This window comes from Sphaerisporangium siamense (genome assembly GCF_014205275.1).
Classification (GTDB): Bacteria; Actinomycetota; Actinomycetes; order Streptosporangiales; family Streptosporangiaceae; genus Sphaerisporangium; species Sphaerisporangium siamense.
This window is the reverse complement of the sequence record NZ_JACHND010000001.1, coordinates 4,357,778-4,380,034: the sequence shown is the minus strand read 5'-3', so window position 1 is coordinate 4,380,034 and position 22,257 is coordinate 4,357,778. Positions and strand designations below refer to the sequence as shown.

The 22,257-nt window shown below is 72.6% G+C and carries 25 protein-coding genes; 10 read left to right on the top strand and 15 right to left on the bottom strand.

What is annotated here, in order from left to right; all coding sequences use genetic code 11:
- Positions 1-313 precede the first annotated feature (313 nt).
- Positions 314-1,729, top strand: a complete 1,416-nt coding sequence (locus BJ982_RS20130) for an amidase (protein ID WP_184882298.1) — start codon at positions 314-316, stop codon at positions 1,727-1,729.
- Between the two features lie 85 nt (positions 1,730-1,814).
- Positions 1,815-2,249, top strand: a complete 435-nt coding sequence (locus BJ982_RS20125) for a CBS domain-containing protein (protein WP_184882296.1) — start codon at positions 1,815-1,817, stop codon at positions 2,247-2,249.
- 102 nt (positions 2,250-2,351) lie between these two features.
- Here the strand turns inward: BJ982_RS20125 and BJ982_RS40500 are convergent, their stop codons facing one another.
- The gene (locus tag BJ982_RS40500) at positions 2,352-2,582 is read right to left on the bottom strand and encodes a TetR-like C-terminal domain-containing protein (protein ID WP_184882294.1); all 231 of its coding nucleotides are present in this window, start codon (positions 2,580-2,582) and stop codon (positions 2,352-2,354) included.
- A 68-nt stretch (positions 2,583-2,650) separates the two neighbouring features.
- On the opposite strand from BJ982_RS40500, the gene BJ982_RS20115 reads away from it, so the two are divergent.
- Positions 2,651-3,370, top strand: coding sequence for an SDR family oxidoreductase (locus BJ982_RS20115; protein WP_184882292.1), 720 nt, complete (start codon positions 2,651-2,653; stop codon positions 3,368-3,370).
- 395 nt (positions 3,371-3,765) lie between these two features.
- Here the strand turns inward: BJ982_RS20115 and BJ982_RS20110 are convergent, their stop codons facing one another.
- Positions 3,766-5,322 (bottom strand): gamma-glutamyltransferase family protein, encoded by a 1,557-nt coding sequence (locus BJ982_RS20110; protein ID WP_184882290.1) that lies wholly within the window; start codon positions 5,320-5,322, stop codon positions 3,766-3,768.
- Positions 5,323-5,433: 111 nt separating this feature from the next.
- On the bottom strand, positions 5,434-6,195 hold the full coding sequence (locus tag BJ982_RS20105) for a GntR family transcriptional regulator (protein ID WP_184882288.1): 762 nt from the start codon (positions 6,193-6,195) through the stop codon (positions 5,434-5,436).
- A gap of 116 nt (positions 6,196-6,311) precedes the next feature.
- Between BJ982_RS20105 and BJ982_RS20100 the strand changes: the two genes are divergently transcribed.
- Both BJ982_RS20100 and BJ982_RS20095 read left to right on the top strand, forming a co-directional pair.
- On the top strand, positions 6,312-6,653 hold the full coding sequence (locus BJ982_RS20100) for a hypothetical protein (RefSeq protein ID WP_184882286.1): 342 nt from the start codon (positions 6,312-6,314) through the stop codon (positions 6,651-6,653).
- A complete protein-coding gene (locus BJ982_RS20095) occupies positions 6,650-6,946 on the top strand; it encodes a hypothetical protein (protein ID WP_184882284.1) in 297 nt (98 codons plus the stop codon). Before BJ982_RS20100 ends, BJ982_RS20095 begins: the two co-directional genes overlap by 4 nt.
- 10 nt (positions 6,947-6,956) lie before the next feature.
- On the opposite strand, the gene BJ982_RS20090 is transcribed toward BJ982_RS20095, so the two are convergent.
- Positions 6,957-8,384 carry a WS/DGAT/MGAT family O-acyltransferase gene (locus BJ982_RS20090; RefSeq protein WP_184882282.1) on the bottom strand — a complete coding sequence of 476 codons (1,428 nt, stop codon included), beginning with the start codon at positions 8,382-8,384 and terminating at the stop codon, positions 6,957-6,959.
- A 368-nt stretch (positions 8,385-8,752) separates the two neighbouring features.
- Here BJ982_RS20090 and BJ982_RS20085 point away from each other — a divergent pair, with 368 nt between their 5' ends.
- From BJ982_RS20085 to BJ982_RS20075, 3 genes are all read left to right on the top strand, one after another.
- The gene (locus tag BJ982_RS20085) at positions 8,753-9,010 is read left to right on the top strand and encodes a hypothetical protein (protein ID WP_184882280.1); all 258 of its coding nucleotides are present in this window, start codon (positions 8,753-8,755) and stop codon (positions 9,008-9,010) included.
- A 26-nt stretch (positions 9,011-9,036) separates the two neighbouring features.
- Positions 9,037-9,795, top strand: a complete 759-nt coding sequence (locus BJ982_RS40495) for a 4'-phosphopantetheinyl transferase family protein (RefSeq protein ID WP_184882278.1) — start codon at positions 9,037-9,039, stop codon at positions 9,793-9,795.
- A gap of 155 nt (positions 9,796-9,950) precedes the next feature.
- Positions 9,951-10,694 carry an alpha/beta fold hydrolase gene (locus BJ982_RS20075; protein ID WP_184882276.1) on the top strand — a complete coding sequence of 248 codons (744 nt, stop codon included), beginning with the start codon at positions 9,951-9,953 and terminating at the stop codon, positions 10,692-10,694.
- 21 nt (positions 10,695-10,715) lie between these two features.
- Here the strand turns inward: BJ982_RS20075 and BJ982_RS20070 are convergent, their stop codons facing one another.
- The 5 genes from BJ982_RS20070 to BJ982_RS20050 all read right to left on the bottom strand — a co-directional run bounded on the left by BJ982_RS20070 (position 10,716) and on the right by BJ982_RS20050 (position 15,522).
- Entirely contained in the window at positions 10,716-11,420 is a 705-nt protein-coding gene (locus BJ982_RS20070; protein WP_184882274.1) for a GDSL-type esterase/lipase family protein, read from the bottom strand.
- Positions 11,421-11,462: 42 nt separating this feature from the next.
- Positions 11,463-11,927 carry a hypothetical protein gene (locus BJ982_RS20065; RefSeq protein ID WP_184882272.1) on the bottom strand — a complete coding sequence of 155 codons (465 nt, stop codon included), beginning with the start codon at positions 11,925-11,927 and terminating at the stop codon, positions 11,463-11,465.
- Positions 11,924-12,493 carry a hypothetical protein gene (locus tag BJ982_RS20060; RefSeq protein WP_184882270.1) on the bottom strand — a complete coding sequence of 190 codons (570 nt, stop codon included), beginning with the start codon at positions 12,491-12,493 and terminating at the stop codon, positions 11,924-11,926. The genes BJ982_RS20065 and BJ982_RS20060 overlap by 4 nt, the downstream gene beginning before the upstream one ends.
- 243 nt (positions 12,494-12,736) lie before the next feature.
- Positions 12,737-14,278, bottom strand: coding sequence for an acyl-CoA carboxylase subunit beta (locus BJ982_RS20055; RefSeq protein ID WP_184889062.1), 1,542 nt, complete (start codon positions 14,276-14,278; stop codon positions 12,737-12,739).
- Positions 14,279-14,460: 182 nt separating this feature from the next.
- Positions 14,461-15,522 (bottom strand): NAD-dependent epimerase/dehydratase family protein, encoded by a 1,062-nt coding sequence (locus BJ982_RS20050; RefSeq protein ID WP_184882268.1) that lies wholly within the window; start codon positions 15,520-15,522, stop codon positions 14,461-14,463.
- 244 nt (positions 15,523-15,766) lie between these two features.
- Between BJ982_RS20050 and BJ982_RS20045 the strand changes: the two genes are divergently transcribed.
- The gene (locus tag BJ982_RS20045) at positions 15,767-16,168 is read left to right on the top strand and encodes a hypothetical protein (RefSeq protein ID WP_184882267.1); all 402 of its coding nucleotides are present in this window, start codon (positions 15,767-15,769) and stop codon (positions 16,166-16,168) included.
- 9 nt (positions 16,169-16,177) lie between these two features.
- On the opposite strand, the gene BJ982_RS20040 is transcribed toward BJ982_RS20045, so the two are convergent.
- The 3 genes from BJ982_RS20040 to BJ982_RS39470 all read right to left on the bottom strand — a co-directional run bounded on the left by BJ982_RS20040 (position 16,178) and on the right by BJ982_RS39470 (position 17,924).
- Complete coding sequence (locus BJ982_RS20040; RefSeq protein ID WP_184882266.1) at positions 16,178-17,164, bottom strand: helix-turn-helix domain-containing protein; 987 nt, start codon at positions 17,162-17,164, stop codon at positions 16,178-16,180.
- Between the two features lie 118 nt (positions 17,165-17,282).
- Complete coding sequence (locus tag BJ982_RS20035; protein ID WP_184882264.1) at positions 17,283-17,753, bottom strand: MarR family winged helix-turn-helix transcriptional regulator; 471 nt, start codon at positions 17,751-17,753, stop codon at positions 17,283-17,285.
- A gap of 39 nt (positions 17,754-17,792) precedes the next feature.
- On the bottom strand, positions 17,793-17,924 hold the full coding sequence (locus BJ982_RS39470; RefSeq protein WP_260413806.1) for a hypothetical protein: 132 nt from the start codon (positions 17,922-17,924) through the stop codon (positions 17,793-17,795).
- A gap of 225 nt (positions 17,925-18,149) precedes the next feature.
- Between BJ982_RS39470 and BJ982_RS20030 the strand changes: the two genes are divergently transcribed.
- The gene (locus BJ982_RS20030; RefSeq protein ID WP_184882262.1) at positions 18,150-18,626 is read left to right on the top strand and encodes a MarR family winged helix-turn-helix transcriptional regulator; all 477 of its coding nucleotides are present in this window, start codon (positions 18,150-18,152) and stop codon (positions 18,624-18,626) included.
- Positions 18,627-18,711: 85 nt separating this feature from the next.
- Here BJ982_RS20030 and BJ982_RS20025 read toward each other — a convergent pair whose 3' ends face one another.
- From BJ982_RS20025 to BJ982_RS20015, 3 genes are all read right to left on the bottom strand, one after another.
- The gene (locus BJ982_RS20025) at positions 18,712-19,839 is read right to left on the bottom strand and encodes a hypothetical protein (protein WP_184882260.1); all 1,128 of its coding nucleotides are present in this window, start codon (positions 19,837-19,839) and stop codon (positions 18,712-18,714) included.
- A gap of 524 nt (positions 19,840-20,363) precedes the next feature.
- A complete protein-coding gene (locus BJ982_RS20020; protein ID WP_184882259.1) occupies positions 20,364-20,771 on the bottom strand; it encodes an SgcJ/EcaC family oxidoreductase in 408 nt (135 codons plus the stop codon).
- 84 nt (positions 20,772-20,855) lie between these two features.
- The gene (locus tag BJ982_RS20015) at positions 20,856-22,040 is read right to left on the bottom strand and encodes an acyl-CoA dehydrogenase family protein (protein WP_184882258.1); all 1,185 of its coding nucleotides are present in this window, start codon (positions 22,038-22,040) and stop codon (positions 20,856-20,858) included.
- Positions 22,041-22,257 lie beyond the last annotated feature (217 nt).

The window sequence follows — 22,257 nt, the reverse complement described above, 5'->3', positions numbered from 1 at the left end:
GCGATTCGGACCCCCTTCTCCAGCGGAAAAGAGACCGCCAATCCCGGCTCCCACAGAACGACGCGCGCGGCCCACCTCGGGGAAACGGACATCCGTCAGGCGCATTACGGCCCACGGACCACCGGAAATCGAGTGGACCGGGAACGCCCGCTCGCATAGGACGGTTCTCGCCCGACCATGTCCGAGACCGCGGGAGGCGCGCGGCGTCGGCACCGCGGGGGGCGAGGGTGAAAGTTCAGGAACCTCGCCGAACCACGGGGGGTGGCGTGGAGGCGGGTGAGGGTGCGTTGTGCCGGGATCGCAGGAGGTCGGTGTGAAGCCGCAGGAGTATGCGGAGTATGACGCCACGGGGCTCGCCGAGGCGTTGCGGGCGGGGGAGGTGGGGCCCGCGGAGGTCGAGGGGGCGGCGCGGGAGGCGCTGGAGTCGGTGAATCCCGAGGTCAACGGGCTGGCGCTGCCGTTGTTCGACCAAGCGCTCGCCGGTTCGCCGGACGGGCCGTTCGCCGGGGTGCCTTTCCTGATCAAGGACAGTGCGCCGATGGCGGAGGGTGTGCCGTTCTCCCTGGGCAGCCGTGCCCTGCGCGGCGTCGTGGCCCGGCACGACAGCGACGTGATGCGCCGGTTCCGGGCGGCCGGCCTGGTGACCCTGGGGGTGACCACCGTCCCCGAGATGGGCCTGAGCTTCTCCACCGAGCCGGTCAAGCACGGCCCCACCCGCAACCCGTGGGACCCCGCGCGCGGCGTGGGCGGTTCGAGCGGGGGTGCCGCCGCCCTGGTCGCCGCGGGCGCCGTCCCCATGGCGCACGCCAACGACGGCGCGGGCTCGGTCCGCGTCCCGGCGTCGTGCTGCGGCCTGGTGGGCCTGAAGCCGAGCCGCGGGCGCACGCCGTGCGGCCCCGACATCGGCGAGGCGTTCTTCGGCATGGCGTGCGAGTCGGGGCTCACCCGCACGGTGCGCGACTCGGCCCGCCTGCTGGACGCCCTCCAGGGGCCGGGAGTGGGCGACAAGTACACCGCCCCTCCCCCGGCGCGCCCCTACGCCACGGAGGTGGGCGCGGACCCGGGCAGGCTGCGCGTGGCGGTGACGACCCGCGCCTGGTCGGGCGTGCCCGTGGACCCCGAGGTGGCCGTGGTCGCGATCGAGGTCTGCGGCGTGCTGGCGCGCATGGGCCACGAGGTCGGCGAGGCGGCGCCCGCCCTCGACTGGGAGGACGTGCTCGGCGTCACCGTGCCGTTCGGGGTGATCTCCACGGCGGCGCCGCTGCTGAACGCCCCCCGGCGACCTGACCCGGCCCTGCTGGAGGCGGTCACGCGGCGCCTGCTCGACGAGGCCGGGCAGATGACCGCGCTCGACCTGTCGGCCGCGTTCGACGCGCAGAACCGGCTGAGCCGGTCGGTGGGGGCGTTCTTCACCGGCCACGACCTGCTGGTCACCCCGACGCTGGCGCGGCTGCCCGCGCCGCACGGCACCCTGCGCTACGACGATCCCGGGCACACCTTCCGGAGCTGGCAGGAGTCCATGTTCGCCTACGGCCCCTTCACCGCGCTGTTCAACGTCACCGGACAGCCGGCGATCAGCCTGCCGCTCGGCCAGAGCCAGGGCGGCCTGCCGGTCGGCGTCCAGATCGTGGCCCCGTACGGCCGTGAGGACCTGCTGTTCCGGGTCGCCGCCCGCCTGGAGGAGGCCATGCCGTGGCGGGACCGTATACCGCCGGTGTTTGTACGGTGAGAGAGGTTTGAACCGAACATTAGCCCCAAATATCGACATTCCGGGTATGTAGCTCTGGACCGGACCATCGACTCAGGGGGTAGCCATGAGCACACCGAGCGCCGAGAAGAGGGCACACGACGTGATGCATCCGGGGGCCCAGTGCGTCGGCGAGCACGAGAGCGTGCGCTCGGCGGCCCGCATGATGCGCGACCTGAGCGTCGGCGCACTGCCGATCTGCGGGGATGACGACCGGCTCAAGGGGATCATCACCGACCGCGACATCGTCGTGAAGTGCGACGCCGAGGGCAAGAACCTGGACCAGACGACCGTGGGCGAGATGGCCGCGGGCCTGGTGTGGATCGACGGCGAGGCCAGCATCGAGGAGACGCTGGTGACGATGACCGAGCACCAGATCAAGCGGGTGCCGGTCGTGGAGAACCACCGCCTGGTCGGCATGATCAGCGAGGCGGACCTGGCCAAGGAACTCCCCGACGAGAAGCTCGCGGAGTTCGTCCACCGGGTGTACGCGGGAGCCTGACCGCGCGCGAGAAGGGACCGCGCCCGGCCGTGATCGGCGTGCCGGGCGCGTCCGCGGGACCACGGCCCTCGCCGGGTGGCACGGTGCCCGGCGAGGGCTTCCTCACGCCGCCGTCAGGACACGGACGAGATCGCCGATCAGGGCCTCGTCCAGGGGTTCGCGGGTGGCGAGCAGCCGGTACCCCAGCGTGCCGAAGCCGATGTCGGCGACGGCGCCCGGCGGCGGGCCGGCGGGCAGGTCGCCCCTCCCGCGCGCCGGCGTCGGCCCCGACCGCACGGAATGCGGCGGCGTTCCGGCCGGGATCGCCGGGTGGAACCGGGGCTCCGGGAACACTGTGGTCGTTCATCGACGCCCGTGCTCGGCGTAATGCGAGACGATACGGTTCGATTTGGAGTGTGGGAATGACCGAGAAGACCGCGCTGATCGTGGGCGGGACGTCCGGGATCGGCCTGGCCACGGCACGGCGGCTGAACGCGCTGGGCACCCAGGTCCACGTCGCGGGCCGGACCCGGGCCCGGCTCGACGCCGTCGCGGCGAGCGACCCCAAGATCACCGTGCACCAGGCGGACGGCGGGGACGCCGCCCAGGTGACGGAGCTGCTCGGCGCGCTGGGCACGGTGGACTGGCTGATCCTGAGCCTGTCCGGCGGGGAGGGGATGGGCCCGATCGCCGATCTCGACCTGGACGCCCTGCGCCGGGCCTTCGACGCCAAGTTCTGGGTGCAGCTCACCACCCTCAAGGCCGCCCTGCCCCACCTGGCCCCCGACGGATCGATCACCCTGATCAGCGCGATCAGCGCCCGCATGGCCATGCCGGGCACGGCGGGGCTCGCGGCGCTGAACGGCGCGGTGGAGTCGCTCGTCAGGCCGCTGGCCGTCGAGCTGGCCCCGATCCGGGTGAACGCCGTCTCCCCCGGACTGGTGGACACCCCCTGGTGGGACGCGATGCCCGAGGACGCGCGGCGGGCCTACTTCGCGCACGCGGCCGGGCTGCTGCCCGCCCGGCGGGTCGCCACCGCCGACGACGTCGCGGAGGCCGTCGTCCTCGCGGCGACCAACCCCAACGTGACCGGCACCGTGCTGGAGAGCGACGGCGGCGCACGCCTGGTCTCCCTGGCCTGAACACGCCCGGAGACCGCCGGAACATGGCGGGAAGCGCCTGCCGGAAACGCGAAGGGCCCCGTCCGGGAACGGATCCCGGGCGGGGCCCTTACGCAGTGGGCCGATGTGCGGGTCGCCTCTCGGCGAAAAGCTCAACGCGGCTCCAGCCGAACGGTAGTCCGCGAAGGCGGTAGTTGAGGCCCGGGGACACCAGACACATCAGCCACGAGTAATGTAACCACGCCCTCGCGGCGGATGTTCCCCACCCACCGGACTTTTTTCGGCCACGCTCCCGCGCCTTCGCCCCGTCCCGCCCCTCACCGCCCGGGCCCGGGGGCAGGCGAGCGTTCGACATGGAGAGCGCGCTCGCCCCCGAGCCCGGAGTGTCGAAGGCGTACCGGCACGCTTTCGGGAGGTCAGAGACCGGCGGCGCTGGAGATGATCGCCCGGGGGTCGGCGGCGCCCGCGAGGGTGCCGTCGGGGCGTACGTCGATGAGGTGGGCGTGCCCGAACGCGCCGCCGAAGGGCAGCAGCCGCACGTCGTGGCCGCGCCCGCGCAGGCCCTCCGCCCACGGGGCGCCCTCCTCGATGTCCAGCGTCGCCCCGTCCGGGTCGGCCCAGGCGTCGAATCCGCTGTCCCCGGGGCCGAGCCGCCAGCGAGGGGCGCCGATCGCCTCGCCGGGCGTCTGCCCGGAGACCAGCAGGCGCGCCAGCACCTGGAGCAGGATCTGGGGCTGGGAGTCGCCGCCCATGGTGCCGAGCACCGCGCGCAGCGCCCCGTCCGGCCGGGTGACCAGCGCGGGGGCCAGCGTGTGCGGTGGACGGCGGCCGGGGCCGTACTCGGCGGGGTGGCCGGGGACCAGGCAGAACCCGAGGCCGCGGTTGTGCAGGTTGATCCCGGTCGCCGGCTCGAAGAGCATGCTGCCGAACCCGGCGGCGTTCGACTGGATGAGCGACACGCCCATGCCTTCGGCGTCGACGGCGCACAGGTACGTCGTGTCGCCCGGCGCGACCAGGGCGCGCAGCCGCGACCTGCGCGCGGGGTCGATGCCCGCGCGGCGCTCGTTCGCCGTGGCCAGCACGCCGTCCACCGGGGCGCCCTCGAAGAGCACGTCGGGGCGGTCGTGCCCGGCGGCCCGCGCGGACTCGGCCAGCAGATGCGCCCACAGCGGGTCGCCGGGGGCGGCGGGCAGGCCGAGGCCCTCGGCGATGGCCAGCGCGAGGGGCAGCAGGTATCCCTGGGAGTTCGGCGGCACCGTCCACACGTCGTGCCCGAAGGCGTGGACGCCGATCGGCTCCACCCAGTCGGCGTTCACGCGGGCGAGGTCGGCCTCGGAGTACTCCCCCGCCGCCGTGCCGCCGGCCTCGGGGTCGCGGCCGAGCGCGAGCAGGCCCGCGCCGAACTCGCCGAGGTAGAAGCCGTCGCGGCCGTCGGCGCCGAGGGCGGCGAGCGCGCGGGCGACGCCGGGCCGCCGCAGCGGCGCGCCCGGCGCCACGGGGCCGTCCACGCCCGGCAGCGCGGACGCCGCCGGGGCGAGCAGCGGCGAGGCGGGGAAGCCGGACTCGGCGTACCGGACGGCCGGGGCGAGGATCTCCTCCAGCGGGAGGCGGCCGTAGCGGGCGTGCAGGGCGACCCAGCCGTCGGCGCAGCCGGGCACGGGCACCGACCTGATGTCCTTCTTGAACGGCATGCGCTCGTGCCCCTCGGCGCGCAGCCGGTCGGGGTCGGCCCCGGACCCGGCGCGGCCGGAGGCGTTGAGCGTGCGCGGCGGGCCCTGGCCGTCGTGGACGAGCGCGAACAGGTCTCCGCCCAGGCCGCAGGCGTGGGGAGCGGTCACGGCGAGCACCGCGTTGGCGGCGATGGCGGCGTCGGCCGCGGAGCCGCCGCGGCCGAGCATGGTCACTCCGGCCGTCGTGGCCAGGTGGTCGATGGTGCAAACCATGCCTAACCTGGCGTACCGCGTGGACTCCATGGCCGAACTCTACGACGCACCGCCCGTCACGACGGCGTGCCCGACCTCTTTCTCAGCCCTTCCCCAGGATCGAGCCGCGACCGCCTCCACGCCGTCGCGGGCGCCGGGACCTCAGCGCCGCAGCGGGATGCTGTAGTCGAGGATCGCGCGGTCGCCCGGGATGACGATCGGGTCGGCGACCTCCACCACGCGCCCGGCCGCCAGCATCAGGCGGGTGATCGCGAACACCGGGACGCCCTGCGCGACGCGCAGCGTCTGCGCCTCCTGCGGGGTCGGCATGCGCGTCGTCACCGACTCCCGGATGTCGTCGACCTCGATGCCGAGCGTGCGGAGCTGGTTGATCGTGCCGCCGGGCCAGGGCTCGTTGCGCGAGTCGGCCACGGGCGTGCCCTCCACGTCGGCGGCCAGCAGGCACGGCCGCGACACCTGCGCGGGCACGCCGGCGGCGTAGAAGACGAAGTGGCGTTCGAGCACGCGCGCGCCGGGCTCGACGCCGAACAGCCCGGCCAGGCGCTCGTCGGCGTCGATCCACCGGTAGGCGGTGTCCAGGCGGTACTGCTCCCAGGTGATCCCCTGGTCGCGCGTGAAGGAGGTCTGCGGCACGGTCTGCGGGCCGAGGTCGGCCAGGTACCGCTCGGAGGAGATGCGGCGCACGGGCGGCCGTTCGCGCACCCAGGTGCCGCCGCGCCCGCGCGTCTCGACGAGGCCCGCGTTCTTCAGGTCGTCGATCGCCTGCCGCACGACGATCTCGGACACCCCGTACTGGCGGGCCAGGTCGGCGTGGCGGGGAAGGCGGGTGCCGGGGGTGAGTCCGCCGCCGAGGATCGCATCGCGCAGTTCCGCCGCGATGCGCTCGTAGACGTACTCAGACACGTGTCGTGTCCCATCTGCCGGGGGTTCCAGATCGTGTCACCTGGTTGACACGCACCTTATCGTCTCGCCATTGTCGTATATGTCAACCGATTGCCGCAGACGCCAAAGGAGGTTGGATGGCCGGGGCCCTCGCCTACTACGCCGCCTGCCGCGCCCGTCTCGCACACCACGGCCGCCCGCACCCGCGCCGCGAGGCGCCTCCCCTCCCCCCCGCCCCGCCTCCCTCACGGGATCGCGCCGCGCGCGGCGTCCACGGCGCGGCGCCGGCGGAGCCCCCGCGGCGGGACGTCGAGGGCGAGGTCGGGGCGCTGCGCCGGGCCCACCCGGGGTGGCGCGTGTGGGTCTCGGGGCCCACCTGGTACGCGTGCGGCCCCTGGCTGGAGGCCCGGCTGGTCCACGCCCCCACGGCCGAACGGCTCTCCGCTCTCATCACCGCGCGCATGGAGGGCTCACGATGACGGCGCTGACCTCGTCCTCGGGCCACGCCGACCACGGCCCGCACGTCCCGAAGCCCCGCGAGGACTGCCGCCGCGTCGCCTGGCACCCGCCCATGAACGCCGAGAGCCGGCGGCGCATCCTGCGCTGGACGTGCGAGTGCCGGACGCGCGTGTACTACCTGGTGGTGGGCGGCGGCCTGGCGTACGTCCGGCGGTCGGACAAGCAGACCGGGCAGGATCACGAGACCGCGCGCATGCGGTACCGCGAGGCCGACCACCTGTGGACCGAACTGCTGCTCGGCCTGGCCTCCTGAGGCCCGCCGGTCAGCTCAGGGCTTTCAGCTCCTCCAGCGCCTCGTGCAGGTAGGTGGTGAGCGACCAGACATCGGGCACCATGCCCCGGCAGGCGATGACGCCCACGTCGACGCGCCCGTCGTAGGAGAAGGCGGTGATGTTGACGCCGCCGCTCGCGTCGGAGATCACGGAGACGGGGTACTGGGCGAGCAGCCGCCGGCCGCACACGTACAGCGGGATCTGCGGGCCCGGCACGTTGGAGATCATCAGGTTGACGGCCGGGGTCGTCTGCGCGGCCAGGCCGAACGCCGCCCGGTGGGCGAGGCCGGTGAGCGCGGCGGGCATGCTCTCGCTCAGCGTGCGCAGCCAGCGGGCGGGGGCCAGATTGAAGCGGTCCTTGATCCGTCCCATCGCCTCGTGGACGGCGCGCAGCCGCTCGCGCGGGTCGGCGACCTGGGTGTCCAGCGAGGTGATCATGAGGGTGACCTGGTTGCCCGGCGCCCGGGGGTCCTCGCGCAGGGAGAACGGCACCCCCGCCACCAGCGGCTCGTCCGGCAGCGCGTCGTGGTCGAGCAGCCAGCGGCGCACGGCGGTCGCCACCAGCGTCATCACCACGTCGTTGACGGTGTACCCGAAGGCGTTCTTGACCTGCTTGATCTCGTCCAGCGGGAGCTGGGTGAAGGCGAAGCGGCGGTGCGCGGACACCGGACCGTTGAAGGGCGTGCGCGGCACCGCGAGCCGGGGCAGCTCGGGCACCTCCTCCTCGTCGCCGCGCAGCCACGCGCGCAGCCCGCGGGTCGCGCGGGAGACGGGGACGGCGCCGGGCAGCCGGGAGACGATCGGGATCTCGTCGAGGTGCGGGACGGCCTCGACCAGGAACCGCAGCAGGTAGGCGGGGTTGGCGGCCAGCCGTGCGGCGGTCCTGACGACCATCTCGGCCGCCTCGGGGGCGCGGTCGGGCTCCACGGGGTGCTCGGGCTCGCGGCGCGGCGGGTCCGGTTCGATGTCCATGAACGCGGCCAGCACGTCGGCGCCGCCCATGCCGTCGATCGCCGCGTGGTGCATCTTGGTGTAGAGCGCCGTACGGCCGCCGGACAGGCCGTGGACGAGGTACATCTCCCACAGCGGACGGTGGCGGTCCAGAAGCCGGGCGTGCAGCCGCGCGACCTGCGCGGCGAGCTGGCGGTCGCTGCCCGGCGCGGGCAGGGCGACCTCGCGCACGTGGTAGTCCAGGTCGAGGGCCTCGTCCTGCGCCCAGTAGGGGTGGTCGAGGCCGAGCGGCACCGGGACGAGCCGCTGCCGCAGCTGCGGGACGAGGGCGGAACGCTCCTCGACGAGCTTCAGCAGGTCGTCGCGGGACACCTCGCCGTCGAGGATCGACAGCCCGGCGACGTTCGCGACGTTCGTCTCGCTCTCGAAGTTGAGGAACTGCGCGTCGAGCGCGCTGAGCTGCCGCACCGTCCACCTCCTGGGGCCGTACGCCGGGCTTGATCTCTCTCCGTTGTACCTTCCCGCCTCCGCCCCCGCGACGCCGGGCCCGCCTCCGGGGGCGGCCACGGGCGCGGCGTGGCAGGAAGCTGCTGCGGGCGTGCAACTTGCTGCCTTCGTTTCGCCTGGTCCGGGCCCTGGCGAGCCCGCACAGTGGGGAGTGCGACATCTAGGACGACTGACCGGCAACCGACACAGACTACTGACGAAGACACGGATCGACCATGACTCCCTCGAAGATCCCCCCGGCCGCGAACGCCGCCGGCACCCCGGGCGCCGCCCGGGAGTCCGCCACCGCCACGCCCGGAACGACGTGGGACTGAGGGGGAGGGGTCGCCATGCTCGTCGAACTGACGCTCCGCCGCGTCGCCGGAGAACCGTCACCGAACTCGCCGGTGGACGGCATCCGGATCCTCGCGCTGCTGCCCCGGCGGTGGCACAAGGACCTCAGGCACGTGACCGACGAGATCGCCATCAGGGTGCAGACCGACGACCACGTGACCGCCGCGCAGATCCGTGACCAGGTGGCAGAGATATTGACCAACCCGGAGGTGAGCGACTGGGCAGTGCTGGCCTGCGAACCCGTGACCGTTTGAGACCCCGACGCGAAGGACGGATATCCGTGAACGCCCCTTCCCTCAAGGCCGGCGAGTGCCACGTCTGGTGGGCGCGCCCGCAGGACCGCCGGATCGAGAGCCTGATCGGCGTGCTCGACGCCGTGGAGCTGCAACGCGTGCCCACGTACCGCCGTGACGAGGACCGGATCCGCTTCGTCACGGCGTGCTGGCTGCTGCGCACGGCAGCGGGCGCGCAGCTCGGCGTGGCGCCCGAGGAGGTGCCCGTCGAGCGCGGCTGCGACGGCTGCGGCAAGCCGCACGGCCGCCCGCGGATCCTGAGCCCCGACCCCTTGCACGTGTCGGTGTCCCACTCGGGAGAGCGGGTGGCCGTCGCACTGACGGCCACCGGCCCGGTGGGCGTCGACGTGGAGGTGGTGCCGGACGCCCCGCTGCGCGAGCTGGTGCGCTGCGCGCTGAGCCCGGCCGAGTCCGCCGCGCTGGAAACCCTCCCGGAGGAGGAGCGGCACGCCGCCTTCGCGCGGCTGTGGACGCGCAAAGAAGCCGTTTTGAAGGCCACGGGTCACGGTCTGCGGATCGCCCCGAACAAAGTGGAGGTCAGCGAAGCCTGGGAGCATCCGGAACTGATCGCCTGGCCGCTGGAGATCCCTCCGGCCGCGCTGCAACTGCGCACGCTTTTCCCCGGCGACGGGTACACGGGCGCCGTCGCGATCATCACCGACCATCTTCCGATCACGGTGGTCGAAAGGAACGCGGCGGAGCTCGGTCCCGCCGACTTCCCCGCCGCCGCGCCTCTGGCCGCGTGACCGTTGACGCGATCCGGCACAAGACTGTTGAATGAATAACCACGGTAATTCACCGCCGGCACGGCCCTCGGGGCCCGATACATAAAACGCGCCGCCAGGCCGATTTCGCGCTTATCGAGTGGCAGTCCAGGTGAAAAGGAGAGGAAGCCCGCTCCGTGAGAAATCATTTCGTCCTGGTTCCCGGCCCCTGGATGGGCGCATGGGTCTGGGAGCCGGTGACCCGCGGGCTCCGCGCCCGGGGGCATCCCGTCAGTCCGGTCACCCTTTCCGGGCTGGCCAACGCCGAGGCCGACGTGTCCACCGTCGGCCTCGCCACCCACGTCGAGGACGTCCTCACCCTCCTTGAGCAGGAGGATCTGCGGGACGTCATCCTCGTGGGGCACAGCTACTCGGGCATCGTGGCCGGTCAGGTCGCCGACCGCGCGCCGGGACGCGTCGCCCACACCGTGTTCGTGGAGGGGTTCCTGCCCCACCACGGCAAGTCGATGCTCCACGCCTTCCCCGAACGCCAGCGCGCCGGCGAGCTGCGCCTGATCGCCGAGAACCGCGGCCGCTGGCCCACCCCCGACGTCACGATCGTCGCCGACGGGCAGGACCTGTCGTTCCAGCAGGCGAACTGGCTGGTGGAACGCTTCGTCGGCCACCCCGGGCACACCCTGTCGGAGCCCGCGGTGCTCACCCGCCCGCTGGAGCAGCAGCGCGCGACCTACGTCGTCTGCGCCAAGGACCACTTCGGCGGCAAGATCTCCCCCGACGTCGCCGCGATGCGCGGCAGGCCCAACTGGTCCTTCCACACCCTCAACACCGGTCACTGGCCGATGGTCTCGGCCCCCGACCAGCTCGTCGCCCTGCTCAGTTCCATCTCCTCCGGCGCCTCGCTCGCCTCCGAGTCCCGCTGACCGGCGTCCTCGCCGGGCCGGTCAGCCCGGGACGGGCGCCGGCCTCCTGATCGCGGCCGTGCCGAGGAACACCTCGGCGAACGCCCGCGCGATCTTGATTTCGCCGAGCTCGTTCGGATGCACGCCGTCGTAGCTGTCGGTGCGCGCGTCGTAGACGACGCCGAGGCCCACCTGCGCGACCGGCGAGCGGGCCGTCGACGACCCCCGCAAGAGCGCGGGCAGCCGCCGGTTGTAGGCGGCGACGTCGCGTTCCAGGTGGGGGTGCTCCTCCAGCGGCGTGCGGTGCACCACGTCGGCCACCAGCAGGCCGATCTCGGGGGCGGCCCGCCTGGCCTGGTGGACGAAGGCGTCCATGGCGGCGAGCAGGCGGTCGGGGCCGCAGACGCCCCAGGCCAGGTCGTTGAAGCCGAGCGCGACCATCAGCCAGTCGGGGCGGTGCTCGGCGACCGCGTCCGCGATGTTGTCCTTGGCCTCGTCGAGCCGGCGCCCCCAGCACGCGTAGTGCCTGCTGTCGGGGAAGCGCAGCCCCTCCCGGTACGGTCCCGCGTAGGCGGGGTGGCCGGGCGGCGCGGGACGGCCGCCCGGCGGCTGGGCCGCCGAGGGCACCCAGGTGCCCCGCCACGGCCCGGCGAAGCGCGCCGGGACGCCGTGGCGGGCCAGGCTCCGGGACAGCCGGTAGCGCCAGGTGTGGTCGCCCTCCCGGCCCTGGCTGATCGAGTCGCCCACGATCATGATCGTGGTGTCGGTCCCCGGGATGACGTGCCTCCGTCAGACTCCGGCCGCCGCCTCCTCGGCGGGGCGCCCGCGCGCCGGTCCGCGCGACCGCGGGGCGTACAGGAAGACCAGGATCGCCAGGCCCGCCAGGAGCAGCAGGCCCGTGAAGATCCACTCGTTGGAGCCGCCGGGGCCGTAGACCTGGTTGGGCCGCCCCACGTCGACGGCCCTGGTGCTCTCCCCGGCGCGGAGCATAGTTCGATCACTGCCGTACAGGGCGATGTCGGTGCGGATCTCCCCGGACTTCGTGCGGAAGTCCCCGAGCCAGGTGCAGCTCTCGTGCCCGGGGTGCTGGATGCAGTAGAGCCGCCGGGCGGTGAACTCGCCCGGCGTCCCCTCCGCCCGCGCGGCCCGCAGGGTCGGGCCGATGTTCGGCACGGCCAGATACAGCAGCAGTGCGCCGATGAAGGTCAGGACGACGGTGAGGAACGGAGAACGCCTCCGCCTTCCGGCTGTCATGCCCGCGCCGGCACGGGCACGGCGCAGGTGCACCTCGCCTCGGCGCGCTCGGCCGCGTTCGGGCGCAGGTGCAGGATCATGGCCACGACCATGGGGATGAACACGACGGTGTTGTAGAACAGGTGCAGTTCCACGCGCGGCACCAGGAGCTGGATGATGCTCGTCGGGACGGGCTTGCCGGCCAGGTTGTTGCCGGTCAGCGCCTGCAGGAGCAGCAGCAGGTGCTCGAAGTGGTGCCAGACCTGAATGCCGAGCGAGATGTTCCACCAGGTGCGCGACCTGCCGGTGAAGCCCTTGCGCAGCATGATCAGGCCGACGAGCATGAGCAGCGCGTAGCCGTAGTGCATCCACTCCGACTTCACGAGCCACGGGAACGGCAGCCCGAGCACGCCGCGGGCCTCGGGCAGCGGCCAGCCGAGAACGTAGATCTGTATCGCCTGGGCGATGTGCTCGGCCCAGTGGGCGAGCACGATGAACGCGAAGACGTACAGCGCGGCCTTGTGGTGGCGGCCGTTCAACGCCGATCCGGAATCGACGGAACCGAGCCGGGCGGTCTCTGTAGCCATGGGCGAACCTCGATTTCCACGTTCATGGCCGTACGCCGGCGCGCGGGTGGTCGCGCGCCGGGTGATCCCGGCCGCGCGTTTCTCGTGCGGCACGGGAAATCACGTCAATTGTCGGAGAGAACGCACACCGGGTCTTCTTCTCATATGCTCACTCTTCCCGGCCGGGTATGGGGAAGGGTTTCCCTTGCGCCGGGAAACGACGCGGACACGGAAAGCACGGGGCGGACCCATAAAGCCCACGCGTCACAGCGGCACGTTGCCGTGCTTGCGCTGCGGCGCGGGCCTGCGCTTGTTGCGCAGCATCGCCAGGCCGCGCGCGACCGCCGCGCGGGTCTGCACGGGGTCGATGACGTCGTCCACCAGGCCGCGCTCGGCGGCGTAGTGCGGGTGCATGAGCTGCTCGGTGTACTCGGCGACCAGCTCGGCGCGCAGCCGGGCCGGGTCCATCGAGGCGGCCAGCTCCTTGCGGAAGATGACGTTGACGGCGCCCTCCGCGCCCATGACCGCGATCTCGTTGGTCGGCCACGCCAGGGACAGGTCGGTGCCGATCGTGCGGGAGTCCATGACGATGTACGCGCCGCCGTAGGCCTTGCGGACGATGACGTGGACGCGCGGCACGGTGGCCTCGCAGTAGGCGTACAGGAGCTTGGCGCCGTGCCGGATGATGCCCGCGTGCTCCTGGTCGACGCCGGGCAGGAAGCCGGGCACGTCGATGAGCGTGACCAGGGGGATGTTGAAGGCATCGCAGAACCGGACGAAGCGCGCGGCCTTCTGCGAGGCGGTGACGTCCAGCACCCCGGCCAGCACCATGGGCTGGTTGCCGACCACGCCGACCACCTCGCCGTCGAGGCGGCCGAGCGCGCAGACGACGTTCTGCGCCCAGTCCTGGTGCACCTCCATGAAGTCCCCGTCGTCGAGGATCTCGGCCATGACGAGCCGCATGTCGTAGGGCTTGTTCGGCTCGACGGGGACGATGCCGGCCAGCCGGGGTCGCTCGTCGGCGGTGGCGTCGCGGGGCGGCTCGGCCGGGGGGAACTCCATGTTGTTGGCGGGCAGCATCGACACCAGGTACCTGACCTCGGCCAGGCAGCTCCGCTCGTCGTCGTACACGAACGTCGCGAGGCCCGACCGCCCGCCGTGCACGTCGGCGCCGCCGAGCTCGGCGTGGCTGACGCGCTGGCCGCTGACGGCCGCCACGACGTCGGGCCCCGTCAGGTACATCTGGGCGATGTCGCGCACCATGAAGGCGAAGTCGGCGAGCGCCACGGTGTAGGCCGCTCCCCCGGCGCACGGGCCGAGCACGACGCTGATCTGCGGGATCACGCCGGACGCCTGCACGCTGCGCTGGAAGATGCCGCCGTACCCGCTGAGCGCGACCACGCCCTCCTGGATGCGGGCGCCGCCGCTGTCGAGCAGGCCGATCAGCGGCGCGCCGGTGGAGATGGCCAGGTCCATCACCTTGTGGATCTTCGCCGCGTGCGCGGCGCCGAGCGAGCCGCCGAAGACGGTGAAATCCTGGGCGTAGACGAAGACGCGGCGGCCGTGGATGGTGCCCGAGCCGGTGACGACGCCGTCGGTGTGCGGGCGGTTCTCCTCGATGCGCAGGCCGTGCGCCTGGTGGCGGCGGTACATGTCCAGCTCGATGAACGAGTCCTCGTCGAGCAGGGCGTCGATGCGCTCGCGCGCGGTGAGCTTGCCGAGCGCGTGCTGGCGGGCGACGCCGTCGGGACGGCCGGCGACGATGCGGTCGCGCAGGCCGTCGCGCCGCTCGCGCAGCGCCGCCATGCCGGGCGGGGCGGGCGCCTCGGCGGGCCTGGCCGGGCCGTCCTGCTCGCGGCGGGGCACCGGGACCGGGACGAAGTCGAGCGGGCTCACCGGGCCGAGCGGGGTCAGCGGCTCGATCGGCACGTCGGAGGGGTCGAGGTCCGGGCCGGTCGCGGTCCGCTCGCCCATGGCGGCTTCTCCCCTCATCGCGCTCCTCCTGACACAAGGCCCGGCCGGCGGGCCGCCGCCCCCGCCTGCCCGGCGGTCAGGCGGCCCGTCTCGTGCAGCCAGCGCACCGTGTCGGCGGCGGTCTCGGCGACGGGCCGGGGGGCGATCCCGTAGGTGCTCGCGTGCCCGGCCACCCGGGTGGCGCAGGCGCAGGTGTAGATGGCGCCGTACTCGGCGGGGATGTGCCACGGCCACACCCGCTGCAGCAGACCGGCGAGCGCCCCGGCCGGGAGCATCGCCGCGGCCGGGAGGAACACCGCGGGCAGGGCGCGGCCGGTGACCTCGCGCAGCACGTCCACGTACGCGCGGGTGGTGAGGTAGCGGCCGGGGCCGAAGTGCCGGCCGGGCACGTCGTCCGGCGCGGTGAGCAGCCGGGCGTGCAGCTCGGCGGTGTCGCGCACGTCCCCGAGGGGGAAGCCTCCGCCCGGCCACATCGGCGTCAGGCCGCGCAGCACCGCGCGCAGCCGCGAGGTCTGGTCGCCGAGGTTCGGGTCGTGCGGGCCGAGCAGCGCGGGCGGGTAGGTGATGACGACGGGCGCCCCGTCCTCCTGATGGGCCCGGGCGACGGCCTCGGCGGCCGCCTTGCTCGCCATGTACGTCTCGCGGGGCCGCCCGACCGGCGAGTCCGCGTCGATCACCCGCCCGCCGGGGCCGGGGGTTCCGGGGAACAGGGCGGCGACGCTGGAGACGTGCAGGACGCGCCGGACGCCCGCCCGGCGGGCGGCGCCGAGCACGACGGCCGTGCCGCGCTCGTTGGTGCGGCGCGTCTCGGCGTGCCGCCTGCTGTCGAAGGAGTACACCGAGGCGGCGTGCAGGACGGCCTCGGCGCCGCGCGTCGCCCGCGCAACGCTCGGCTCGTCGGTGACGTCGCCCGGGACCAGCTCGACGGCGCCGGCGTCGACGCCGAGCGGCGCGAGGACGCGGGCGGCCTTCGCGGGGTCGCGCACGAGCAGGCGGACGCGGTGGCCATCGCGCACAAAGGCCGCGACCGAATGTGCGCCGACGAATCCGGTGCCGCCGGTCACGCTTACCAGCATCAGATCATCTCCTCGGATCCAGACCAGTGAAATCCCTGGCGCTCCCGGCTGTCATCTCCGAGTGTGCTGATCGCCCGGTGAGCGGTGCGACGCCTTTTCAACACCGCGGGGCGGCTTTTCTTGGCAACAAGCTGCTACGGGGCAGGCAACATGCTGTCCTCGCATCGGCTGGCCGGGCGGCCTCCTTTCCCCCAAAGTTGTCGTATGAGACCCGGCATCGCACACGCAGAAAACGGATCGGGAAATGACGCCCACAAGAACCACGCCGATCGGCAGCGCGCCCTCCGGCATCGATGACGGCCGCGCCCCGGCGGCCACCGTACCCGGCACGACCTGGGATTCCACGGCCCCGCCCGACGGGGACGACGGCGACGGGCAAGCGCCGGCTCTGGTCGAGCTGACAATACGCCGCAGGGACGGGAACACCGCGCCCAATTCCCTGGTCGCGGGAATCAGGATTCTCTCGCTGCTGCCCCGGCACTGGCGCAAGGACGTGAAACAGACCGGCGACGGAATGGCACTGCGGGTGCACGCCGACCTTCCCGCGGCGGCGCGAATTCGCGACGAGGTGGCCGCCGTGCTCACCAATCCGGAGGTCGGCGAGTGGGAGGTGGCGGCGTGCAGGACGCTGCCCCCGCCGGCGTGAACCCGAGGCTCAGATCCAGTTCTCCTCTTTGGCGCGCAACGCGGCCTGGAAACGGTTGACGGCGCCGAGCCTGGCCATCAGGTCGGCGACGTAGCGCCGGTAGGTGCGCACCGAGACGTCGATCTCGCGCGCCGCGATCTCGTCCTTGTCGGCGGTGGCCATCACGGCGAGCACGCGGCGCTCGAGGTCGGACAGGAGCGGCCCGTCGGTGCTGGGCTCGGTGAACTCGCGGAAGTCGACGGCGGCGTCCCAGACGCCGTCGAAGTAGGTGACGAGTTGGGAGACCAGGCCGGCCTCGCGGACCAGCAGGGCGCCCCTGGCGCTCTCCTTGGGGTGGATCGGCACGACCGCGACGCTGCGGTCGAAGATCACCATGCGGTCCATGGGGTCCTCGGTGATGCGGATCTGGCCGCCGAGGCCGACGACGTCGCGCAGGTAGGCGGACATCAGCGGGTCGTCCAGGGCCTTGGGGTGGTACACCGCCTTGACCGCGAGGCCGCGCCGCAGGGAGCGGGTGTCCAGGGGCAGCGCGGTCTCGATGGCTCCGGGCGACAGCGGGCCGCCCGGGTGCAGGCACAGGGTCTCCCGGTAGGAGAAGAAGCCCAGGTCGTCCAGCCGCTGGCGCACGCGGTCCAGGCCCTCCACGCGCTCGATGTCGAGCATGGAAGTGGCGTTCTCGCCGTGCCGCTGGTCCTCGACGAAGGCGGCGATGGCGTCGCGGGCCGCGAGCACGCGGCGGATCGCGGTGTTCAGCTCGTTGAGGCGTTCCTCGATGAGGCGCTCGATGCCGATGCGGGGTTCGGTGGCGACCACCCGGTGCCGGTCGGCGAGGTCGATCAGTTGCAGGTTCGCCAGCGTCTCCACGGCGGCTTCGACGCTGTCGGGGTCGAGGTCGAGGCCCTGCCGGATCGATCCGACGCCGGCGCCCGGGTTTCGCAGGAAGTAGCGATAGACCTCCACCGCCTCATCGGTGAGTCCGATCACGGAAACGTCCATGGCGCGCCTCCTGGCCATGTACTTCACCCGGGGAGGACTCCGGGGTTCCCACCCCGCGTCCGCTCCCCCAGGATATGTGTAATCACAAATTATCAGACATCAGATGGTTCGTATACCATCACATCGTGCGCTCCTCGGCCCGCGAGGCCAGGAGCGTGAGAATGCGGTCCAGATGCGCGCGGTCCTCGGCGGAGAGCCCGCCGATCAGCTCCTCGTGCACCTCGGCGGTCAGGGGATGCAGGGTGTCGCGCAGGAACGCGCGCCCGCCCTCGGTGAGCTCGATGGCGTACGCCCTGCGGTCGGCGCGGTCGCGCCCGCGCGCCACCAGCCCGCGCCGTTCCAGGACGTCGATGATGTGCACCATCGTGGAGCGGTCGACGCCGAGGCGCCGCCCGACCTCCTGCTGGGACAGCGGGCCCGCGGCCTCCAGCACGCCGAGCACGCCGTAGTCGCGCCAGCGCAGCTCGTCGCCACGCAACGCCCGTTCGAGCCTCAGCGTGACCTCGCGCGCGGCGCCGTTCAGCAGCCAGGCCGTGGACTCGGCGAGCAACGGCGCGGCCGGCGCGGGTTCGCGCCGGGTTCCGCCCATGCCTTCCCCTCCTTCACAGGACCTCGGGACCGGGGCGGCTCAGCCCTCGCGCCCGTCGAGCGGCTGGGACTGCTCCCACGCCGACACGATGTCGCGCACCTCTTCCCAGAGGGCGCTCAGCTCGTCCCAGGTGGTGCCGGCGTCGGGGCCGCCGCGCCCGTCTTCGGACATGGAAACCCTCCTCGCCACACGGCGGTGAACACCGGGCAGGGCAGTCCGACCCTCGCCAATAGGTAGCTTGGCAGATCGTCAGCAATCTTGTCAATCAGTGATCCTGACGGTTTTTCTTCCGCTGTTGCGTCGCACAAGAGCACATGTGACACTCTTGCCATATGGCGGCGTAGCAATAACGGCATGCCACGCATTTCCGGACAGTTCCCCACGGAAGGCATTCACGTGAGCGCTGATTCCCCGCATGCCGATGTCCTGCCCCCGGCCTTCCTGTCCAGTTCCACGAGCGTTCTGCTGAGCAAGGCCGACGATCTTTTCAGCGACATCCTGGAAACGGCGGTCGAGCCCTTCGGCCTGCGCGCCAAGGATTTCATCGTCCTCGCGGCCATCGAGTCATTGGGCCCGCAGTCCCAGCAGCAACTGGCCCGCATTCACGGAATCGACAGGACCACAATGGTCAGCGTCGTGGACGGGCTGGAGAGGCTCGGCCTGGTGCAGCGCGCCCGCAACCCCGACGACCGGCGTAAATACGCGATCGGGCTCACCGGCGAGGGCCAGGCCCTGCTGCACGACAAACTGGCCCCGGTCATGCTGAACGCCCTGGACAGCTTCCTCGCGCCGCTGGACGCCGACGAGCGCGCGCGGCTCAACACCCTGCTCTGGCGCCTGGTCCACGACCGCGACCGTCCCGCCGAGTCCTAGCCGGCCTCTTCACACCGGGCCCGCCCGTCTCTTCTCTCCGAGTGCGGGCCCGCCTCCCCCACGCCCGGTCACCAGGCCGGGGGTCCTACGGCACCGGGCAGGGCAGCGGGGTGCCCGGCGGGGCGGTGCGGTAGCAGGCGGCTCCCGGGCAGACCACCTTCACCGCGTGGCCGAACGCCGTCACCAGGACCGGCTCGTGCCCGAACCGGCGGGTGGCGATCTCCGCCCAGCTCGGCGACGCGGCGCCCACGCCCATCGCCTCGACCGCCGTGGGGTCCACCTCCAGCGCCGACCATTCCAGGTACGCCAGGTAGTCGCTCTCGCGGTGCCACACCGTGAGCCTGCGCAGCGAGTCCGCCACGGGCAGGGTGCTCCACGGCTGCGCCCGCGCGGCGATCGCGCGCAGGAACGCCTCCCCCACCGCGGCCCGCGCCGTCCGCGCGGCCGCGGCGGCGATCGTGGCGCCGTCGCCGCTCACCCCCGCCACGGCGATCTGGAAGTCGGGCCCGGGTAGCAGGAACGCCGAGACCCGCAGCCCGAGCAGGGACGCCGCCGCGGCGGCGCCCTCCGGGATCAGGCGCGGCAGGTGCTCGGAGACGCGCAGCAGCGGCGTGCGGGGGCTCGCCCACCAGCGGGTCACCATGTCGTGCGCGAGCAGGTCGGCGATCGCGCCGTCCTCGCCGTCGTCCGGCACGCCGACCGTGGTGGGCTCGACGCGGCCGTCCCTGTCGCCCAGCCACACGATCCCGGCGGGCAGCGCGTAGCTGTCGCCGCTCAGCAGGCCGATGCCGGCGACCCGCGCCTCGATGTCGGCCGGCGGCTCGGGCATGAAGTCGGCAAGACCGAGCTCCCTGACGTCGTCGTCCGGGCCGGACAGGGAGCCGGGGATGGCGTACAGCGCGTCCAGGGCGGTGGCCCGCGTCTCGGCGCGGGCGCGGGCGCCGCGCGGGGTGAAGCCGGCCGCCACGGCGACGACGCCCGAGGCGGCGCGCCGCGCGTACGCCAGGTGCACCTCGCCGCCGAGGACCTCGGCGGTGCCTTCCGTGCTCTCCGCGATCCCCGTGCCCGCCATGCTCTCGGCGAGCTCCGCGCTCTTCGTGACCTCGGTGTCGTCCCTGACGTCCCTGCCGCGCGCGGCGTGCACGTCGCCCGAGCGGACCGGCGGCCGCGACGCCGAGATCGCCGATCGCGGGCTGTCGGGAATGGGCGCCATCAGTCACTCCTCGCGACGGTCCGGACATGGGAAGGGCCCGGCGGCGGGCCCTTCGGCTCGCGGCCCCCTGCCGCCGCCGGAAGGTTCGTGCCGTCGACCGGACCGCGCGACCGATTCGCCCGGCGTCCAGCACCCGGCACGTGCCGCGGACCACGCAAGGCACTGGCACACCGCCAATGCTCCACGCCCGCGAAAGCGCACGTCAACAAGGGAGGACCCATCCAGCAACCTCGAAGAAATCCCGTTGCCGCGCATTTCTCCCGCGCGGGAGTCCTCGCGGCCGCGGTGTGATCGATTTCGTACGTCGCGCTCTCCAATGGCGGTACCGGGATTTCGCCGGTCCGGCGAGCGCGTTCACGGACCTTCACCGGTCCCGCCGCGCCCGCCACATATGGAAATGAAACGCGCCGCGCCGTGTTCGGCGCGCGGGGGACGTACCACCGGCCCGGCGCGCGCCCGCGGCCAGGTCTCCCCGGTCGCGGGCGGCGGCGCCGGGCCGATGTCCGTCGGGCGCCCGCCGCTGGTCAGACTTCGTCGCGGGAGCAGTTCTGGTAGGCGGCGAGCTTCCAGTCACCCTCGTACCGGGTGATCACCCAGGTCGCGCGGATGGCCTCCTTGTCGGAGACGATGGTCTCCCCCTGCGCCAGCACGCCGCCGCCGGTGGTGATCACCGCGGTGTCGGGGGTGAGGAACCGCAGGTCGAGGGGCGTGCCGGTGACCGTGGTGTTCTTGTACTTGTTCGTGAACGCGTCCGCCATGAACGCCTCGATCTCGGCCGTGCCCTTGTTGTAGGACCCGGGGAGGATCATGGTCCCGTCCGGCGTGAAGACGTCGGCGAACGCCTTGGCGTCCTTACGGGCCCAGGCGGTGACGATGCGGAAGGGGACGGCGGCGACGGCCGCCTTCTCCAGCTCGGCGGTGGGTGAGGCCATGACTCAAGCCCTTTCGGTTGATTCCCTGAACGGAGATGCCTGGAAGGCCGGGACGGCGGGCGTGGCCGCCGTCCCGGCCGGCGGTCAGACGTAGAGAGTGTTGGGCTGGAGCCCGCACAGCAGGCGGCCGTACAGCTCGGCGTTGGTGTTCGGGTGCATCAGCGCGTGCAGGTTCACGGCCTGCACGTCGCGGGCGAACCGCTGGATCGGCTGGTGGCTGTAGATGGAGGAGCCGCCGCTGGCGGAGGCGTAGATCTCCACGGCCTCCTTGGCCAGCCGGACGACCGAGCCCATGTCGGCGCGGGCCTTGACCCGCTGCTCCATCGTCCACTGCGCGGCCTCGGCGGCCTTGGCGTCCACCAGGGAGGCGAGGCGGTGCGCGTGGAACTCAGCTTCGTCGATCTTCATCTCGGCGTCCGCGACCTGCAGGTGCGTCAGCGGGGCCTCGGCCTGGCTGGTGTAGCCCGTGTAGGTGATCTTGCGCTCGGGCAGGCGCTCGAAGAACGCGGCCCGCGCGCCCCTGGCCATGCCCAGCAGCGCGCCGACCGAGGAGGCCGAGGCGACCGGGAGCAGCGGGGCGTTGTAGATGGCGCTGGTGGCGTTGGCCGCCGAGACGCCCAGGCCCGTCAGGACCTGGCCGATGTGCAGCACGCGGTCCGCGGGGATGAACAGGTCCTGCGCGGCCGTGCTGACGCTGCCGGTGGCCTTGAGGCCCGAGGTGTTCCAGTCGTCGATGACCTGGAGGTCGGACATCGGCACCAGGGCCATCATCGGCTGCGGCTCGCCCTCGGGCGCGACCAGGACCGTGACGATGACCTGCCAGTGGCTGTGGTGGGCGCCGCTGATGAAGCCCCACTTGCCGTTGACGACGATGCCGCCGTCGACCGGGACCGCCATGGCGGTCGGGCTGAGCGTGCCGCAGATGCGGACGTCGGGGGTCGAGAAGACCTCGTCCTGGACGTGGTCGGGGAACAGGCAGGCCATCCAGGTCGGGATCCAGTAGACCGACGCCACCCACGAGGTGGAGCCGTCGGCCGTGCCGATCGCGCTGGCGACGTCGACGAGGGTGCGGGTGTCGGACTCGTAGCCGCCGTAGCGGACCGGCGTCCTCAGCTTGAAGACGCCGGCGTCGGCGAGGGCCTCGATGGACTCCTCGTGGACGCGGCGGTTCTCCTCGTTCCAGTCCGCGTTCTTACGCAGGGTTGGGAGCGTGTCCTGAACCCGGGCGAGAATCTGTTCCCGCGTCGGAACATCGGTCGTCAGCACCATTTTCTCTTCCTCCTGGAAAAAAGAATTCCGACGGACCATCGGGGAGCCGGCGAATTGCGCCGCAGAGCCGTAAAACAATCGCAGCCGAATGGCCGTCCGCCGATGCTCACCACTGAACGGTCGCATTCGCCCCCTGGGGACGCATCTTCTGGATTGCGGTGCGGAAGGCCCCGGGATCGCCGGCGCCAGGGAAGCGCAATGTGAGAGATGCCCTATT